The 17281-nt window shown below is 56.7% G+C and carries 17 protein-coding genes and 1 tRNA gene; all 18 read left to right on the top strand.

All coding sequences use genetic code 11. The features are described from left to right. The first annotated feature begins 2 nt into the window (after positions 1-2). On the top strand, positions 3-1361 hold the full coding sequence (gene glmM / locus KIG99_RS05460) for a phosphoglucosamine mutase (RefSeq protein ID WP_226459222.1): 1359 nt from the start codon (positions 3-5) through the stop codon (positions 1359-1361). Between the two features lie 76 nt (positions 1362-1437). Continuing rightward, entirely contained in the window at positions 1438-2187 is a 750-nt protein-coding gene (gene tpiA / locus KIG99_RS05455) for a triose-phosphate isomerase (RefSeq protein ID WP_226459221.1), read from the top strand. Positions 2188-2198: 11 nt separating this feature from the next. Continuing rightward, on the top strand, positions 2199-2570 hold the full coding sequence (secG, locus tag KIG99_RS05450; protein WP_404817870.1) for a preprotein translocase subunit SecG: 372 nt from the start codon (positions 2199-2201) through the stop codon (positions 2568-2570). A gap of 53 nt (positions 2571-2623) precedes the next feature. Further along, positions 2624-2708, top strand: a tRNA-Leu gene (locus KIG99_RS05445). A gap of 64 nt (positions 2709-2772) precedes the next feature. Continuing rightward, the gene (gene ndhC / locus KIG99_RS05440; protein ID WP_226459219.1) at positions 2773-3144 is read left to right on the top strand and encodes an NADH-quinone oxidoreductase subunit A; all 372 of its coding nucleotides are present in this window, start codon (positions 2773-2775) and stop codon (positions 3142-3144) included. Positions 3145-3147: 3 nt separating this feature from the next. Next, positions 3148-3624, top strand: a complete 477-nt coding sequence (locus tag KIG99_RS05435) for a NuoB/complex I 20 kDa subunit family protein (RefSeq protein ID WP_226440981.1) — start codon at positions 3148-3150, stop codon at positions 3622-3624. A gap of 18 nt (positions 3625-3642) precedes the next feature. Further along, positions 3643-4248 (top strand): NADH-quinone oxidoreductase subunit C, encoded by a 606-nt coding sequence (locus KIG99_RS05430; protein ID WP_226459218.1) that lies wholly within the window; start codon positions 3643-3645, stop codon positions 4246-4248. Then, positions 4241-5494, top strand: a complete 1254-nt coding sequence (locus tag KIG99_RS05425) for an NADH-quinone oxidoreductase subunit D (protein WP_226459217.1) — start codon at positions 4241-4243, stop codon at positions 5492-5494. The genes KIG99_RS05430 and KIG99_RS05425 overlap by 8 nt, the downstream gene beginning before the upstream one ends. Next, the gene (gene nuoE / locus KIG99_RS05420) at positions 5494-5967 is read left to right on the top strand and encodes an NADH-quinone oxidoreductase subunit NuoE (RefSeq protein ID WP_226459216.1); all 474 of its coding nucleotides are present in this window, start codon (positions 5494-5496) and stop codon (positions 5965-5967) included. Before KIG99_RS05425 ends, nuoE begins: the two co-directional genes overlap by 1 nt. Then, on the top strand, positions 5967-7295 hold the full coding sequence (nuoF, locus tag KIG99_RS05415) for an NADH-quinone oxidoreductase subunit NuoF (RefSeq protein ID WP_226459215.1): 1329 nt from the start codon (positions 5967-5969) through the stop codon (positions 7293-7295). The genes nuoE and nuoF overlap by 1 nt, the downstream gene beginning before the upstream one ends. A 51-nt stretch (positions 7296-7346) precedes the next feature. Beyond that, positions 7347-9677 carry an NADH-quinone oxidoreductase subunit NuoG gene (nuoG, locus tag KIG99_RS05410; protein WP_226459214.1) on the top strand — a complete coding sequence of 777 codons (2331 nt, stop codon included), beginning with the start codon at positions 7347-7349 and terminating at the stop codon, positions 9675-9677. Beyond that, on the top strand, positions 9678-10727 hold the full coding sequence (gene nuoH, locus KIG99_RS05405; RefSeq protein ID WP_226459213.1) for an NADH-quinone oxidoreductase subunit NuoH: 1050 nt from the start codon (positions 9678-9680) through the stop codon (positions 10725-10727). A 10-nt stretch (positions 10728-10737) separates the two neighbouring features. After that, positions 10738-11226 (top strand): NADH-quinone oxidoreductase subunit NuoI, encoded by a 489-nt coding sequence (nuoI, locus tag KIG99_RS05400; protein WP_226440974.1) that lies wholly within the window; start codon positions 10738-10740, stop codon positions 11224-11226. A 12-nt stretch (positions 11227-11238) separates the two neighbouring features. Next, complete coding sequence (locus KIG99_RS05395) at positions 11239-11835, top strand: NADH-quinone oxidoreductase subunit J (protein ID WP_226459212.1); 597 nt, start codon at positions 11239-11241, stop codon at positions 11833-11835. Positions 11836-11849: 14 nt separating this feature from the next. Continuing rightward, on the top strand, positions 11850-12161 hold the full coding sequence (gene nuoK / locus KIG99_RS05390; protein ID WP_203467144.1) for an NADH-quinone oxidoreductase subunit NuoK: 312 nt from the start codon (positions 11850-11852) through the stop codon (positions 12159-12161). A 2-nt stretch (positions 12162-12163) separates the two neighbouring features. Beyond that, entirely contained in the window at positions 12164-14239 is a 2076-nt protein-coding gene (gene nuoL / locus KIG99_RS05385) for an NADH-quinone oxidoreductase subunit L (RefSeq protein WP_226459211.1), read from the top strand. 31 nt (positions 14240-14270) lie between these two features. Beyond that, positions 14271-15752, top strand: coding sequence for an NADH-quinone oxidoreductase subunit M (locus KIG99_RS05380; protein WP_226459210.1), 1482 nt, complete (start codon positions 14271-14273; stop codon positions 15750-15752). A gap of 12 nt (positions 15753-15764) precedes the next feature. Continuing rightward, positions 15765-17243, top strand: coding sequence for an NADH-quinone oxidoreductase subunit NuoN (nuoN, locus tag KIG99_RS05375; protein ID WP_226459209.1), 1479 nt, complete (start codon positions 15765-15767; stop codon positions 17241-17243). The last annotated feature ends 38 nt before the right edge of the window (positions 17244-17281 follow it).

The following is a 17281-nucleotide window of genomic DNA, read 5'->3' as shown; positions in this document are numbered from 1 at the left end:
AAATGTCTAGAAAATATTTTGGAACGGATGGTATTCGTGGTCGGGTGGGGGTTGCGCCGATTACGCCCGATTTCGTCATGCGGCTTGGTTATGCGGCAGGCAAGGTCCTGGCGGAGAGTGCCAAGATGCCGGTGGGCGAACGTCCTTCCGTGCTGATCGGCAAGGATACCCGGCTCTCCGGCTATATGCTCGAATCGGCCCTGGAAGCGGGATTTGCCGCGGCCGGTGTCGATGTCTGTCTGGTTGGGCCGATGCCGACCCCTGCTGTGGCCTATTTGACTCGCGCCCTTCGTTTGCAGGCGGGGATCGTGATTTCGGCGTCGCACAACCCCTACTACGATAACGGGATCAAGTTTTTTTCGGCACAAGGAACCAAGCTGCCGGATGCTATCGAGCATGCGATCGAGGCGGCGATTGATCAGCCTATGGCCTGTGTGGCGCCTGCCGATCTTGGGCGGGCGCGGCGTATCGATGATGCGCGCGGGCGTTACATCGAATTCTGCAAGAGCACCTTCCCCAATGATCTTGACTTGCGGGGCCTGAAAATTGTCGTTGATTGTGCGCATGGCGCTGCTTACCACACGGCTCCGGATGTGTTTCACGAACTTGGTGCCGAAGTGGTTCGCATCGGGGTGCAGCCCAACGGCTTGAATATCAACGATGGCTTTGGGGCAACCGCGCCGCAGGCGCTATGTGATGCCGTGCTGGCGCAGCGTGCCGATCTCGGCGTTGCGCTTGACGGGGATGCTGACCGGATTCAGATGGTTGATGCCGGTGGTCGTCTGTATGACGGCGACCAGTTGCTCTATGCCATCGTATGCAACCGGGCGCGACATGGCCGGGTGAGTGGCGTTGCCGGGACTTTGATGACGAATCTGGCGCTTGAGCATGCGCTGGCAAAAATGGGGATACCTTTCGGAAGGGCTGCAGTTGGCGATCGCTACGTTGTTGAAATGCTCAATGAACGTGGTTGGCTGTACGGCGGCGAGAACTCCGGTCATATTCTTGCGATGGACAGGCATACGACCGGCGACGGTACCGTGGCTGCATTGCAAGTGCTGGCTGCCTTGCGCGAGGCAGGGGGTAGCTTGCGAGAGTTGCTGGCAGGGCTGGAGCTATATCCGCAGAAGCTGATCAATGTGCCTATCGTCAAAGGTTTTCCCTGGCGCGACGATCCCGCTATTCAGTCTGCGCTGGCAGAGGTCGAGCGGCGAATGGAAGGAAGAGGGCGGGTGTTGTTGCGGGCTTCGGGTACGGAGCCGTTGCTGCGCGTCATGGTTGAGGGTGAAGATGCCGCGATGGTTGTCGCGGCCGCCGAAGAGTTGGCGACGGTGGTGCGCGAGGCGGTGCATCCTTCTTGAGGCTGTGTTGCCTTGACCCTAATTCACGCTGGCAGCTATAATCCGAAGGTTTTTGCCAACCGAGGCTGACTGATCTATGCGGAAAAAGCTTGTTGCCGGGAACTGGAAGATGCATGGTGGTCTCCAGGCGAATGCGGCTTTGCTCGATCAGATTGCTGACGGTTTGCCAGGTGTTGCTTGTGATGTGCTTGTCTGTGTGCCTTTCCCTTATTTGTCTCAGGTGGCGGAGCGGCTTGTTGATTCGCGAGTGGCTCTTGGGGCGCAAAATGTAAGTGAGCATGCTGCTGGTGCTTTTACGGGTGAGGTTTCGGCCTTCATGCTGGCTGAGCTGGGTTGTTCTTTTGTCATTGTTGGGCATTCCGAGCGGCGTGCCTTGTATGGCGAAAGCGATCTGGTGGTGGCGCACAAGTGCCAGGCTGTTCTGGCGGCGGGAATGCAGCCCGTGCTTTGTGTTGGCGAAACGCTGGCGGAGCGCGAGGCTGGAGAAACTCTTGCCGTGGTTGCCCGGCAGTTGCATGTGGTAATTGATTGTGTGGGTGTCGAGAGTTTTGCCCGCATGGTTGTTGCTTATGAGCCGGTCTGGGCGATTGGTACCGGTTTGACGGCTTCCCCTGCTCAGGCGGAGGCCGTGCATGCGGCGATTCGTCTGCAGTTTGCCGGGCTTGATTCGGTGGTTGCTGAGGGCTTGCGCATTCTTTATGGTGGTAGTGTCAAGCCACAGAATGCGCTGGAATTGTTTGCGCAGTCCAATATCGATGGCGGTTTGATCGGTGGGGCGGCGTTGGTGGCGGATGATTTTCTTGCGATTTGCCGTGCGGCAAATTGATGGGCGGTGAAATGAACTGGTTCTTCTCTGTTGTTTTGACGGTGCATATTCTGGTTGCGCTGGCCATTATCGGTCTGGTGCTGATGCAGCATGGTAAGGGTGCCGATATGGGGGCTGCTTTTGGTAGCGGAGCTTCCGGTAGTTTGTTCGGTTCGTCGGGTTCGGCTAATTTTCTCAGTCGGACGACCGGTGTTTTGGCTGCGGTGTTTTTTGTTACCAGTCTGGCGTTGGCTTATGTTGCTTCCAGCAAGCCAAAAACGACTGGTAGTGTGATGGAAGAAACGGTACAATCGCAGGCGGTTTCGCAGCCGGTTCCGGCTGCGGGGGATTCTTCGGCAGCGTCTGCTGGCGCGGGTTCCAAGGCGAAAGACGTACCTAAGTAAGTAGTATGGTCTGCCTGGCAGAGTTTCCTCGCCGGTTGGGTCAAAAATGCAGTGCCGACGTGGTGAAATTGGTAGACACGCTATCTTGAGGGGGTAGTGGCGCAAGCTGTGCGAGTTCGAGTCTCGCCGTCGGCACCAATAAATGGGCAGTGACCGAAAGGTTTGCTGTTTCTTACAAGAAACTGAATATTGGCGGCGGGTCATGGAAAACTACTTTCCAATCCTGATGTTCGTTCTGGTGGGTGTTGCAGTGGGTGTTCTGCCCGTTGCAATGGGTTTTGTGCTTGCGCCTAGCAAGCCTGATCCGGAGAAGCTTTCTCCCTACGAGTGCGGCTTTGAGGCTTTCGAAGATGCGCGCATGAAGTTCGATGTGCGCTATTACCTGATAGCCATTCTTTTTATCTTGTTTGATCTGGAAATCGCTTTCCTCTTCCCTTGGGCGACGATTTTCAAAGATATCGTCGCGACCGAATCGATCAAGTTGTTCGGTTTCATCGAAATGCTGGTTTTTGTCGCCATTCTGGTCGTTGGCTATGTGTATGCCTGGGCCAAGGGTGCGCTGGAATGGGAATAAAGCATGTCCATTGAGGGAATTCTCCAAGAGGGTTTTGTCACCACGACGGCTGACAAGCTGATCAATTACATGCGTACCGGCTCGATGTGGCCGATGACTTTTGGTCTGGCTTGTTGTGCGGTCGAGATGATTCATGCGGGTTGTGCGCGTTACGATCTGGATCGTTTTGGGGTTGTTTTTCGCCCTAGTCCGCGTCAGTCTGATGTGATGATCGTGGCGGGTACCCTGACCAACAAGATGGCGCCTGCCTTGCGCAAGGTCTATGACCAGATGGCTGAGCCGCGCTGGGTTATCTCCATGGGCTCTTGTGCCAATGGCGGTGGCTACTATCATTACTCCTATTCTGTGGTGCGTGGTTGTGACCGGATTGTGCCGGTTGATATTTACGTACCTGGTTGTCCCCCGACGGCAGAGGCCTTGTTGTACGGCATTATTCAGCTGCAAAACAAGATTCGTCGTACCAATACCATCGCCCGTTAATTGCCAAGGCTGATCACTATGTCCGCCAAGCTGGAAACGCTTAGCCAGAACTTACAGAAGCACTTTGGTGACAAGATTTTGTCGCAGAAGCTTGCTTTGGGTGAGGTGACCATCGAGGTTGCCGCTGCCGATTATCTTTCCGTAATGCAGACGCTGCGCGACGAGGCCGAGTTGGGCTTTGAAGAGTTGATCGATCTGTGTGGCGTCGATTACTCCACTTATGGTGATGGGGCTTGGCAGGGCAAGCGTTTTGCCGCTGTGTCGCATCTGCTCTCGCTTGCCAATAACTGGCGTTTGCGAGTTCGTGTTTTTGCCGAGGATGATGATTTCCCGGCGGTTGCATCCGTAACCGGGGTCTGGACCAGTGTCAATTGGTTCGAACGCGAAGCCTTTGATCTGTATGGCATTGCTTTCGTTGGGCATGATGACCTGCGCCGCATTCTTACGGATTACGGATTTATTGGTCATCCTTTCCGCAAGGATTTTCCTATTTCGGGCCACGTCGAGATGCGCTACGACCCCGATCAGGCGCGTGTTATTTATCAGCCGGTGACCATCGAGCCGCGCGAAAACACTCCGCGCATCGTGCGCGAAGACACTTTCGGGGATACTGCTCATGGCTGACATCCGTAATTTCACCCTGAACTTCGGTCCGCAACACCCGGCGGCGCACGGTGTGCTGCGTCTGGTGCTTGAGTTGGATGGCGAAGTCGTTCAGCGTGCCGATCCGCATATCGGTCTGTTGCATCGTGCTACCGAGAAACTGGCGGAAACCCGTACTTGGGTTCAGTCTGTTCCTTACATGGATCGTCTCGACTACGTGTCGATGATGTGTAACGAGCACGCTTACTGTCTGGCGACGGAGAAGTTGCTCGGTATCGAGGTGCCGGAGCGCGGCAAGTACATTCGCACGATGTTTGACGAAGTCACCCGCATCCTGAATCACTTGTTGTGGATCGGTTGTCACGCACTCGACGTTGGTGCGATGACCATGGCGCTTTATACCTTCCGTGAGCGCGAGGACCTGATGGACGCCTATGAGGCGGTCTCCGGGGCTCGTTTGCATGCTGCCTATTACCGGCCGGGTGGTGTTTATCGCGACTTGCCGGATCGCATGCCGCAATATGAAGCTTCGACCTGGACCAGTGCCAAGAAGGCGGGGGAACTCAACGAGAATCGCAGTGGTTCTCTGCTCGATTTTCTCGAAGATTTCACCGATCGTTTCCCGACCTATCACAGCGAATATCACACGTTGCTGACCGACAACCGGATCTGGAAGCAGCGTCTGGTCAACGTCGGTGTGGTGACCCCCGAGCGTGCCAGGCAGATGGGCTTTACCGGAGCGATGTTGCGCGGTTCCGGTATTGCCTGGGATTTGCGCAAGAAGCAGCCGTATGCTGCTTATGACAAGGTTGATTTCGATGTGCCGGTGGGCGTCAATGGCGACAGCTATGACCGTTATCTGGTTCGGATGGAGGAAATGCTCCAGTCAAACAAGATCATCAAGCAATGTATTGCCTGGCTGCGTGTCAACCCCGGCCCGGTGATCACCGAGAATCACAAGGTTGCACCGCCTTCGCGCGAAGGCATGAAGTCCAACATGGAAGAGCTGATTCACCATTTCAAGCTTTTCACTGAAGGTATTCATGTTCCGGCTGGCGAGGCGTATTCCGCTGTAGAACACCCGAAGGGCGAGTTCGGCATCTACTTCATTTCCGATGGGGCGAACAAGCCGTACCGGATGAAGATTCGTGCGCCGGGCTATGTCCATCTGGCTGGTATGGATGAGATGTCCAGAGGCCACATGCTTGCCGACGTCGTTACGATTATCGGTTCCCAGGATATTGTTTTTGGCGAGATCGACCGCTGATGTTTTCCGCTGAAACCCTCCAGAAATTTGCGCGCGAAGTCGCCAAATACCCCGCCGAACAGAAACAGTCGGCGGTCATGGCCTGTCTCGCTCACGCCCAGGAAGAAAAGGGCTGGCTGCCTCCCGAAGTGATCGAGGCTGTCGCCGTTTATCTTGGTATGCCGCCGATGGCGGCCTACGAAGTGGCTTCCTTCTACAACATGTATGACCTCAAGCCGGTTGGGAAGTACAAGATCACGATCTGTACGAACCTCCCCTGTGCGCTGTCCGGTGGCTACCATGCCGGCGAATACGTGCAAAAGAAGCTCGGTATTGGCTACGGTGAGACCACTGCCGACGGCAAATTTACGCTGAAAGAGGGCGAGTGCATGGGCGCCTGTGGCGACGCACCGGTCTTTATCGTGAACAACCGCTCGATGTGCAGCCACATGCATCCGGAACAGATCGACAAGCTGCTCGAGGAGCTCAAATAATGACGATGCTCGGTTCGATCAACGGCGTCCTGATGGAAGGTCTGGATGGCGACAAGACCTGGCGCCTGCAGGACTACGTGGCGCGTGGCGGTTATTCGCAATTGCGTCGCATCCTTGCTGACAAGCTGTCGCAGGAAGATGTCATTGCTGAGGTCAAGAAATCGGTTTTGCGTGGTCGTGGCGGTGCTGGCTTCCCGACTGGCCTTAAGTGGTCATTCATGCCGCGCTCCTTTCCTGGTGACAAGTACATAGTCTGCAACACCGATGAGGGTGAGCCGGGGACCTTCAAGGACCGCGATATCATGGCCTACAACCCGCATGCGGTGATTGAAGGCATGGCCATAGCAGCCTACGCAATGGGCGCAACCCGCGGCTACAACTATGTTCACGGCGAAATCTGGGAAATTTACCAGCGCTTTGAAGCTGCGCTCGACGAAGCTCGCGCAGCCGGCTTCATCGGCCAGAAGATTCTCGGTTCAGAGTTCAACTTCGAGCTGTTTGCCCATCATGGTTATGGTGCCTACATCTGTGGCGAGGAAACCGCGCTGCTCGAATCGATCGAAGGCAAGAAGGGCCAACCGCGCTTCAAGCCGCCATTCCCGGCCTCCTTTGGCCTGTATGGCAAGCCGACGACGATCAACAACACTGAAACCTTCGCTTCCATTCCCTTTATCCTGAAAATGGGTGGCGAAGAGTTCCTCAATCTGGGTAAGCCCAATAACGGCGGCACCAAGCTGTTCTCTGTTTCGGGTCATGTCAATCGGCCCGGGAATTACGAAATTCCGCTTGGTACACCGTTCGCCACCCTGCTCGAAATGTGTGGCGGCATGCGCGGCGGGCGCAAGCTCAAGGCAGTCATTCCCGGTGGCTCGTCTGCCCCGGTTATGCCGGCCAGCGTGATCATGGACTGCACCATGGATTACGACTCGATCAGCAAGGGCGGCTCGATGCTCGGTTCGGGTGCCGTGATCGTCATGGATGAGACGGTCTGCATGGTCAAGGCTCTGGAACGACTGTCATTCTTCTACCACGAGGAGTCCTGCGGTCAATGTACGCCCTGTCGTGAAGGTACGGCCTGGATGTACAAGATTATTCACCGGATCGAAAACGGTCTGGGCAAACCCGAAGACCTCGACCTGCTGGGCAGCGTTTTGGGAAATATCTCCGGTCGCACGATCTGTGCGCTCGGTGACGCTGCTGCCTTCCCGGTGCAGAGTTTCCTGAAGCATTTCCGCAGCGAGTTCGAATACCACATCGAGCACAAGACCTGTCTGGTGCCCAAGGATGTGCAATGGGCGGGTAGTGGTTTCCACAAGGTGGCGGCTTAAGCCCCTCCTTCCAAGCGATAGATACGAAAGAACTGGCTACAAGGTAGCGACATGCTAGAAATCGAGATCGACGGCAAGAAAGCGCAAGTGCCTGACGGCAGCACGGTGATGGACGCCGCGCAGCAGGTTGGGGTTTACATTCCGCATTTCTGCTACCACAAAAAATTATCGATTGCCGCCAACTGCCGCATGTGTCTTGTGCAGGTGGAAAAGGCACCGAAGCCGCTGCCTGCCTGTGCGACGCCGGTGACCAACGGCATGAAGGTATTTACCCACTCCGAACTGGCCGTCAAGGCACAGAAGGGGGTGATGGAATTCCTGCTTATCAACCATCCGCTGGATTGCCCGATCTGCGATCAGGGCGGCGAATGTCAGCTGCAGGACATGTCGGTCGGTTATGGTCCGATGAAGAGTCGGTATACCGAAGAGAAACACGTGGTGTTCCACAAGAATGTCGGGCCGCTGATCTCCATGGAAGAGATGAGCCGTTGCATTCACTGCACCCGTTGCGTTCGCTTTGGTCAGGAAGTGGCCGGGATCATGGAGCTTGGCATGGCCAATCGCAACATGCATTCCGAAATTACGACCTTCCTCGGTCGTACGGTCGACTCCGAATTGTCGGGCAATATGATCGATCTCTGTCCGGTCGGCGCCTTGACTTCCAAGCCTTTCCGCTACACCGCCCGCTCGTGGGAGTTGCAGCGCCGCAAGTCGGTCAGCCCGCACGATTCCGTCGGTGCCAACCTAGTTGTCCAGGTCAAGCACGACAATGTGATGCGCGTCCTGCCGCGCGAAAACGAAGCGGTCAATGAGTGCTGGATCTCCGACAAGGAGCGTTTCTCTTACCAGTCCCTGAGTTCCGATCAGCGCCTTACCAAGCCCTTGGTCAAGCAGGGTGGCGAGTGGCGTGAAGTCGACTGGAATGTGGCACTCGACTACGTCGCGCATGGTCTCAAAGACGTTGCTCGCAATCACGGTGGGGACGCGATCGCTGCGCTGGCATCGCCGGCGTCGACGCTGGAAGAACTTTATCTGCTGGGCAAGGTCTTCAAGGGCCTGGGTAGCGGCAATGTCGATTTCCGTCCGCGTCAGCTCGACTTCGGTACCGATTTCAAGCGCGCCGGTACGCCGTGGCTAGGCCTCAAGCTTGCCGACATCAAGGATCTTGATGCCGCCCTCGTCGTCGGTTCCTTCCTGCGCAAGGATCATCCGCTGATCGCCCAGCGCCTGCGTCAGGCCGCCAAGAAATTTACCAAGGTCAGCCTGTTGTCGGTGACTTCCGACGATCAACTGATCCAGTTGCACGCCAACCTCACGGTTGCCCCCGCGCAACTGGCGCAGTCGCTGGCTGCCGTGGTCAAAGCAGCTGCCGAACTCAAGGGCACTGCCGTTCCGGCCGGTCTGGAAGGCGTCGCTGTTTGCGAAACCAGCAAGAAGATCGCACAGAGCCTTCTTGAAGGCGAAAAGCGCGCAGTCTTCCTCGGCAATGTTGCGACGCAGTCGGCGCAAGCCACCCAGTTGCATGCCTTGGCGCTTGAACTCGGCAAGCTGACCGGTGCCACCGTCGGCTTCCTTGGTGAAGCCGCCAACGTCGTTGGTGGTCATTCTGGCTGGGCCCTGCCGTCCGGTGCCAATGCACGTCAGATGTTCGAACAGCCGCGCAAGGCCTACTTCCTGCTCGGCATCGAACCGGAATTCGATTATGCGAACCCGCAAGTTGCGTTTGCTGCATTGAAGCAGGCCAGTCTGGTCGTCTTCGCTTCGGCTTTCAAGAATGATCTTGCCCTCGAATACGCCGATGTGATCCTGCCGATTGCGCCTTATACCGAAACGGCGGGTACCTTCGTGAATATCGAAGGTCGTGTCCAGAGCTTCAATGGTGTCGTCAAGGCCCGCGGCGATGCCCGTCCGGCCTGGAAGTTGTTGCGTGTTCTCGGCAACGTCCTGACCCTCGATGGTTTTGCTTACGAATCCAGCGAAGCGGTGCGTGACGAAGTGCTTGGCAAGGATGCCGAGTTTGTCGCCAACCTCGACAATGGTTTGAACGGCGTCGCAATTCAACTGCCGTCCGGTGTTGAAGGCCTGCAACGTATTGCCGATGTGCCGATCAACTTTGCCGATCCGATGGCTCGTCGTTCGCCGGCGTTGCAACAGACTGCTGATGGTGTCGCACCCAGCGCCCGCATCAATGAACAAACCCTGGCGCAGCTTGGTTTGGTGGCCGGTTCACCGGTTCGCCTGAAGCAGGGCAGCGGCGAGGCCGTCCTGACCGCCAAGGCAGACAACAATGTACCGCTCGGTTGCATCCGTGTTGCCGCGGCGCATGCCTCGACCGCCGGTCTTGGCGAGATGTTTGGCCTGATTACCGTGGAGCGTGCATAAATGGACGCACTGATGAATTTCGGTCTGGGTATCTTTGGTGGTGCCTGGCCTGCCGTCTGGACCCTGCTCAAGATCGTCCTGATCGTTGCCCCGCTGATGCTGAGCATTGCCTATCTGACCTGGGCGGAACGCAAGGTGATCGGCTACATGCAGGTTCGTATCGGTCCGAACCGGGTTGGTCCCTGGGGCTTGATCCAGCCGATCGCCGACGGTCTGAAGCTGTTGATGAAGGAAATCGTGGTGCCGAGCGGTGCCAACAAGGCGATCTTCATCATTGCGCCGATGCTGGCCATCGCGCCGGCGCTGGCTGCCTGGGCTGTCGTGCCTTTCACCGATACGCTGGTGCTTGCCAATATCGATGCCAGCCTGCTTTACATCATGGCCATCACCTCGATGGGCGTCTACGGCATCATCCTGTCGGGCTGGGCATCCAACTCCAAGTACGCTTTCCTTGGTGCCATGCGTGCCGCGGCCCAGATGGTTTCCTACGAAATCTCGATGGGCTTCGCGCTGATCTGTGTGCTGATGGTGTCCAACAGCCTGAACCTGGTCAGCATCGTGCATGCGCAGGAACATGGTCGTTTTGCCGACTGGGGCCTGGGTTTCCTTTCATGGAACTGGTTGCCGCTGTTCCCGATGTTCCTGGTTTACCTGATCTCCGGGGTTGCCGAAACCAACCGTGCGCCGTTCGACGTTTGCGAAGGTGAATCGGAAATCGTTGCCGGTTTCCACGTTGAGTATTCGGGCATGGCCTTCGCGGTATTCTTCTTGGCCGAATACGGCAACATGATTCTGGTCTCCACGCTGACCTCGATCATGTTCCTCGGCGGTTGGTTGTCTCCGGTCGGTTTCCTGCCGGATGGCATTCTCTGGCTGTTTGCCAAGGTTGCCGCGATTCTCTTCCTGTTCCTCTGGTTCCGTGCCACCTTCCCGCGTTATCGCTACGACCAGCTGATGCGTCTGGGCTGGAAAGTGTTCGTGCCGGTTTGCCTGGTTTGGCTCGTTGTCGTGGGATGCTGGATGATGTCCCCGCTGAATATCTGGAAGTGAGGAGAGACTGATGGGTTCGATGAAGGAAATCTTCAACAGCCTGCTCCTCAAGGAGCTGTTGAAAGGTATGGCGGTGACCGGCAAGTATTTCTTTGCCCGCAAGATCACCGTTCAATATCCCGAGGAAAAAACGCCGCAGAGCTTCCGTTTCCGCGGTCTGCACGCCCTGCGCCGCTACCCGAACGGGGAAGAGCGTTGCATCGCCTGCAAACTGTGCGAAGCGATCTGTCCGGCGATGGCGATCACCATCGAGGCCGAGCCGCGTGACGATGGTTCGCGCCGTACGACGCGTTACGACATCGATCTGACCAAGTGCATCTTCTGCGGCTTCTGCGAGGAAGCCTGTCCGGTCGATGCGGTCGTCGAGACCCGCGTTTTCGAGTACCACGGCGAGAAGCGTGGTGACCTGTACTACACGAAGCAGATGTTGCTGGCCAATGGCGATCGTTATGAAGATCAGATCGCCAAGGACCGTGCCCTTGATGCTTCCTACCGATAACGGGAACACGTGATGGATTTTCAGACTCTGGTCTTCTTCTTCCTGTCGGCGATACTAATCGTCGCCAGCCTGCGCGTGATTACTGCCCGTAATCCGGTCCACGCCGCCCTGCACCTGATTCTCGCCTTCTTCACCTGTGGCGGTATCTGGGCTTTGCTGCAGGCCGAATTCCTGGCCATCGCCATCATCCTCGTCTACGTCGGGGCGGTCATGGTGCTGTTCCTGTTTGTCGTGATGATGCTCGACATCAACATGGATCGCATTCGTCAGGGTTTTTGGAACTACCTGCCGCTGGGGGCCATCCTTGGCCTGCTGATGGTCCTCGAGATGGGCCTGGTGCTGGGCAGCAAGTATTTCCAGGTGCCGGCCGCAGAAGCGCTGGTGCCGGCCGGTATTTCCAATACCAAGAGTATTGGCGCGCTGATGTTCAGCGAATATGTCTATCCGTTTGAACTCGCTTCCATCGTGCTGCTCGTCGGCATGATCGCAGCGATTGTTCTGACCTACCGTGGTCCCAAGAAGACCAAGTACACCAACCCGAATCAGCAGGTCTTCGTCAAGGCGAAGGATCGCGTCCGCGTGCTGCAGATGCCGGTTGAAAAAGACTGAACCCCGGGAAGACCATGCTAACTCTGTCACTCTCGCATTTCCTGATTCTGGGCGCGATCCTCTTCGCGATCAGCGTTGTCGGCATCTTTCTTAACCGGAAGAACCTGCTGGTGTTGCTGATGGCCATCGAACTGATGCTCCTGGCGGTCAACATGAATTTCGTGGCCTTTTCGCACTACCTGCAGGACTTGTCCGGCCAGATCTTCGTCTTTTTCATTCTGACTGTCGCCGCAGCCGAATCTGCCATTGGCCTCGCCATACTGATCGTGCTGTTCCGCAACCTCAAGAGCATCCATGTGGATGACCTGGACAGCCTGAAGGGTTAACCATGGAAATGCAGAAACTTTACCTGCTCGTCCCGCTCGCGCCGTTGTTCGGCGCGATGATTGCCGGCCTTTTTTGTCGCGTGATTCCGCGTTGGCTGGCGCATACCGTCACCATCGCCGGGGTTGGTGCTGCCTTCGTCCTGTCCCTGATCATCTTTAAGGACGTGCAGGCCGGTCACACCTTCAACGGCCCGGTTTATACCTGGCTGACTACCGGTGATTACAAGTTTGAAGTCGGTTTCCTGATCGACACGCTGACTACCACGATGATGCTGGTTGTCACCTTCGTGTCGTTGATGGTGCACATCTACACCATCGGTTACATGCAGGAAGACCCGGGTTACAACCGTTTCTTCAGCTACATCTCGTTGTTCACTTTCTCCATGCTGATGCTGGTGATGAGCAATAATTTCATGCAACTCTTCTTCGGCTGGGAAGCGGTTGGTCTGGTTTCCTACCTGCTGATCGGTTTCTGGTATACCCGTCCGACGGCGATCTTCGCCAACATGAAGGCCTTCCTGGTCAATCGCGTCGGTGACTTTGGCTTCATTCTCGGCATTGGTCTGGTTCTGGCCCACTTCGGTTCGCTCGATTACGCCACCGTGTTTGCCAAGGCACCGGAGCTGGCCACTAAGACGATCAACATCTGGGGTTCGGCCGAGTGGTCGCTGCTCAGCGTCACCTGTATCTGCCTGTTCATCGGCGCCATGGGCAAGTCAGCTCAGGTTCCGCTGCATGTCTGGCTGCCGGACTCGATGGAAGGCCCGACCCCGATTTCCGCGCTGATTCACGCTGCAACCATGGTGACTGCCGGTATTTTCATGGTGTCGCGCATGTCGCCGCTGTTCGAACTGTCGACGACGGCCCTGTCCTTCGTTCTGATCATCGGTGCAATCACCGCGCTGTTCATGGGCTTCCTCGGCATCATCCAGAACGACATCAAGCGCGTCGTCGCCTACTCGACGCTGTCGCAGCTCGGTTACATGACGGTCGCACTGGGTGCCTCCGCCTACTCGGTCGCCATCTTCCACCTGATGACGCACGCTTTCTTCAAGGCGCTGCTGTTCCTTGCCGCCGGTTCTGTCATCATCGGCATGCACCACGATCAGGACATCCGCAACATGGGCGGCCTGCGCAAGTACATGCCGATCACCTGGCTGACCTCGCTGGTCGGTTCGCTGGCCCTGATCGGTACGCCCTTCCTGTCGGGCTTCTATTCGAAGGATTCGATCATCGAAGCGGTTGAGCTGTCGCATATTCCCGGTGCCGGCTTTGCATACTTTGCCGTACTGGCAGGTGTCTTCGTAACCGCCTTCTACTCCTTCCGGATGTACTTCCTCGTCTTCCACGGCGAAGAACGTTTCGGCAAGGCAGATGCCCATCACGATGATCATCACGCTGCGCATGACGCCGATGCCCATGACGCCCACGGCGATCATGATGACGCGCACGATGCGCATGAACATCACGGTCTGGCCCCGGGTCAGAAGCCGCATGAAACGCCGTGGGTTGTCACGCTGCCGCTCGTCCTGCTGGCTATTCCGTCGCTTGCCATCGGTTTCTTTGCCATTGAGCCGATGCTCTACGGCGAATACTTCAAGGGCGTGATCTTTGTCGATAACGAAGCTCACCCGGCGATGGAACACCTGGCGGAACACTTCCACGAGCACTTCCACGACGCGTTCGGCATGGCTACGCATGCTTTCACCAGTCTGCCCTTCATCCTGGCTTTCGCTGGGGTCGCCCTCTCCTGGTTCTTCTACATGAAGCGTCCGGATATCCCTGCAGCGATTCAGCGTCGTTTCTCGGCAATCAACACGCTGTTTGAAAACAAGTACTACTTCGACAAGATCAACGAAGTCGTTTTCGCCGGTGGTGCCCGTCTGCTGGGCAAGACCTTCTGGCAGGTTGGCGATGTGGCCATCATCGACGGCATGATCGTCAATGGTTCCGCCCGCCTGGTCGGATGGATTTCATCGATAGCCCGTCTGTTCCAGACCGGTTACGTCTATCACTACGCTTTCACCATGATCATCGGCCTCTTTGCGCTGATGACCTGGTCGATATTCCGCGCCTGATCGTAGAGCCCGCAGAGTACCAAGGAAAAACATGTCGAATTACCTGCTCTCACTTGCCATCTGGATCCCGATTTTCGGCGGCTTTGGCGTACTTGTCGCCGGCAGTCTGGGTGATGACTCCAAGGCGCGTGCCACTGCGCTGTTGGTCGCTGTTGTCGGCTTTCTGGTCACGATCCCGTTGTGGACCGGTTTTGATGTTGCCAATGGCGGCATGCAGTTCGTCGAACTGAAGACCTGGATTCCCCGCTTCAATATCAACTATCACCTCGGGGTTGACGGCATTTCGATGCTCTTCGTGCTGCTCAATGCCTTCATCACGATCATTGTTGTTGCGGCAGGCTGGGAAGTGATCCAGAACAAGGTTGCCCAGTACAACGCGGCTTTCCTGATCATGTCCGGTTTGATGAACGGTATTTTCACCTCGCTTGACGGAGTGCTGTTCTATGTCTTCTTCGAAGCTTCGCTGATCCCGCTCTACCTGATCATCGGTATCTGGGGCGGCCCGAAGCGTGTATACGCCGCTTTCAAGTTCTTCCTCTATACCCTGTTCGGTTCCCTGCTTCTGCTGATTGCCCTGATGTATCTGTTCATCCAGTCGGGCGGCAGTTTCTCGATTCTCGAATGGCACAAGCTGCCGCTGCAACTTGGTCCGCAGATCTGGATTTTCCTGGCCTTCATGATTTCCTTTGCGGTCAAGGTGCCGATGTGGCCGGTGCATACCTGGTTGCCGGATGCTCACGTCGAAGCGCCGACCGGTGGTTCCATCGTGCTGGCCGCGATCGCCCTGAAGCTCGGTGCTTACGGTTTCCTGCGGTTCTCGCTGCCGATCGCGCCGGATGCCTCGCATGAGTTGTCGAGTCTGGTCATCGGCCTGTCGCTGATCGCTGTGGTTTATATCGGCTTTGTCGCACTGGTTCAGTCCGACATGAAGAAGCTGGTGGCCTATTCGTCGATCGCGCACATGGGCTTTGTGACCCTGGGTTTCTTCCTGTTCAGCGCGATCGGTATCGAAGGCGCTCTGGTTCAGATGGTTTCGCACGGTTTCGTGTCGGGCGCCATGTTCTTCTGTATTGGCGTCATGTATGACCGCGTGCATAGCCGGCAAATTGCCGATTACGGCGGTGTGGTCAATACCATGCCGAAGTTCGCTGCCCTGTTCATGCTGTTCTCGATGGCCAACGCCGGTTTGCCGGCTACCTCCGGCTTCATCGGCGAATTCATGATCATTCTGGGTGCCGTCAAACTTAATTTCTGGGTTGCCTTCGCTGCCGCCAGCTCGCTGATCGTCGGCGCTGCCTACACCTTGTGGATGTACAAGCGCGTGGTCTTCGGCGATGTTGCCAACCACCACGTGGCCGAGATGAGCGATATCAACAAGCGCGAGTTTGCCATTCTTGGCGTGCTTGCCCTCTGCACGCTGGGTATGGGTCTCTATCCGCAACCCTTCACGGAAGTCATGCACGCTTCGGTCAACGAGCTGCTGAATCACGTCAACATCAGCAAGATTCACTAAACGGTAGCCGACATGTTCGACAATTTCGTTGTTCCCGATCTCCTGCCCGCCGCTCCGGAAATTTTCCTGGCGGTCATGGCCCTGGCCATTTTGATGATCGACCTGCTGGTCAAGGATAGCCGTCGTACGGTGACCTTCGTGCTGACCCAGCTGACCCTGGTCGGCTGTGCACTGCTCCAGTTCGGAAGCAGTACCGGCGAGATCGTCTATACCTTCAGCAACATGTTTGTCGACGATCTGATGTCCGACCTGCTGAAGCTCTTCCTGTACATGACCGTCATCGTTGTGATGTTCTACTCGCGTGGCTACATCATCGAACGTCCGACCATGAACAAGGGCGAATACTACGTACTGACGCTGTTCGCGACGCTGGGCATGATGGTGATGATTTCCGCCAATCATTTCCTGACCATCTATCTTGGTCTGGAACTGCTCTCCCTGTCGCTCTATGCAATGGTGGCGATGAATCGCGACTCGGCGACTTCAACCGAAGCTGCGATGAAGTATTTCGTGCTCGGCGCCCTGGCTTCCGGCCTGCTTCTCTACGGCATGTCGATGATCTACGGCGCCACCGGTACGCTGGAAATCACCGGTGTCGGCGAGCGTTTGCTGAGTGGCGGTGTCAACAAGAGCGTGCTGGTCTTTGGCCTGGTCTTCCTGGTTTCCGGCCTGGCCTTCAAGCTTGGCGTGGTGCCGTTCCATATGTGGATTCCTGACGTCTATCACGGCGCCCCGACCTCGGTCACGCTGTTCATCGGTTCCGCCCCGAAGCTGGCTGCGTTCGCCATCGTCATGCGCCTGCTGGTCAATGGCCTGATCACCATGGCTGCCGACTGGCAGATGATGCTGATCATCCTTTCCGTGCTGTCCATGGCAATCGGTAATCTCGCCGCCATTGCCCAGACCAATCTGAAGCGCATGCTGGCCTATTCCGCGATTTCGCACATGGGCTTCATGCTGCTCGGCATCACCACCGGCGTGGTCAGCGGCGATGCGCGCTATGCGCTCAATGCCTACAGCTCTGCCATGTTCTACGTCATCGCTTACGTGATGATGTCGGCCGGTACTTTCGGCATGATCCTGCTGATGTCGCGTGCCGGCTTCGAGGCCGATAACCTTGAAGATTTCAAGGGGCTCAACAAGCGTAGCCCGTGGTTCGCCGGCGTCATGCTGATGCTGATGTTCTCGATGGCGGGTGTGCCGTTCTTTATCGGCTTCTTCGCTAAGTTCTCGGTGCTGCAGGCAGTCGTCGCAGCCGGTTACATGTGGCTGGCCATCGTCGCAGTGCTGTTCTCGCTAATCGGTGCCTTCTACTATCTGCGTGTGGTCAAGCTGATGTACTTCGATGCGCCGGCCGACGAAACGCCGATCGCTGCCGGTCTCGACATGAAGATTCTGGTTTCGGTGAATGGTCTGGCGGTAGCCGGCTTCGGGATCTTCCCGCAGATGATCATGTCGCTGTGTGCCTATGCACTGCTGCGCTCGCTTTGAGTAGTACCCCGATCTGAATTGAACGCCCCGCTTGTCGG

The sequence above is a fragment of the Quatrionicoccus australiensis genome (assembly GCF_020510425.1).
Classification (GTDB): Bacteria; Pseudomonadota; Gammaproteobacteria; order Burkholderiales; family Rhodocyclaceae; genus Azonexus; species Azonexus australiensis_A.
Note: the sequence above shows the minus strand (reverse complement) of the source record. Positions and strands in the feature narration are given on the sequence as shown.

Excerpts from the sequence above, each read along its gene's own strand:
- glmM (WP_226459222.1), top strand. The coding sequence starts at position 3 with ATGTCTAGAAAATATTTTGGAACGGATGGTATTCGTGGTCGGGTGGGG.
- tpiA (WP_226459221.1), top strand. The coding sequence starts at position 1,438 with ATGCGGAAAAAGCTTGTTGCCGGGAACTGGAAGATGCATGGTGGTCTC.
- secG (WP_404817870.1), top strand. The coding sequence starts at position 2,199 with ATGAACTGGTTCTTCTCTGTTGTTTTGACGGTGCATATTCTGGTTGCG.
- ndhC (WP_226459219.1), top strand. The coding sequence starts at position 2,773 with ATGGAAAACTACTTTCCAATCCTGATGTTCGTTCTGGTGGGTGTTGCA.
- KIG99_RS05435 (WP_226440981.1), top strand. The coding sequence starts at position 3,148 with ATGTCCATTGAGGGAATTCTCCAAGAGGGTTTTGTCACCACGACGGCT.
- KIG99_RS05430 (WP_226459218.1), top strand. The coding sequence starts at position 3,643 with ATGTCCGCCAAGCTGGAAACGCTTAGCCAGAACTTACAGAAGCACTTT.
- KIG99_RS05425 (WP_226459217.1), top strand. The coding sequence starts at position 4,241 with ATGGCTGACATCCGTAATTTCACCCTGAACTTCGGTCCGCAACACCCG.
- nuoE (WP_226459216.1), top strand. The coding sequence starts at position 5,494 with ATGTTTTCCGCTGAAACCCTCCAGAAATTTGCGCGCGAAGTCGCCAAA.
- nuoF (WP_226459215.1), top strand. The coding sequence starts at position 5,967 with ATGACGATGCTCGGTTCGATCAACGGCGTCCTGATGGAAGGTCTGGAT.
- nuoG (WP_226459214.1), top strand. The coding sequence starts at position 7,347 with ATGCTAGAAATCGAGATCGACGGCAAGAAAGCGCAAGTGCCTGACGGC.
- nuoH (WP_226459213.1), top strand. The coding sequence starts at position 9,678 with ATGGACGCACTGATGAATTTCGGTCTGGGTATCTTTGGTGGTGCCTGG.
- nuoI (WP_226440974.1), top strand. The coding sequence starts at position 10,738 with ATGGGTTCGATGAAGGAAATCTTCAACAGCCTGCTCCTCAAGGAGCTG.
- KIG99_RS05395 (WP_226459212.1), top strand. The coding sequence starts at position 11,239 with ATGGATTTTCAGACTCTGGTCTTCTTCTTCCTGTCGGCGATACTAATC.
- nuoK (WP_203467144.1), top strand. The coding sequence starts at position 11,850 with ATGCTAACTCTGTCACTCTCGCATTTCCTGATTCTGGGCGCGATCCTC.
- nuoL (WP_226459211.1), top strand. The coding sequence starts at position 12,164 with ATGGAAATGCAGAAACTTTACCTGCTCGTCCCGCTCGCGCCGTTGTTC.
- KIG99_RS05380 (WP_226459210.1), top strand. The coding sequence starts at position 14,271 with ATGTCGAATTACCTGCTCTCACTTGCCATCTGGATCCCGATTTTCGGC.
- nuoN (WP_226459209.1), top strand. The coding sequence starts at position 15,765 with ATGTTCGACAATTTCGTTGTTCCCGATCTCCTGCCCGCCGCTCCGGAA.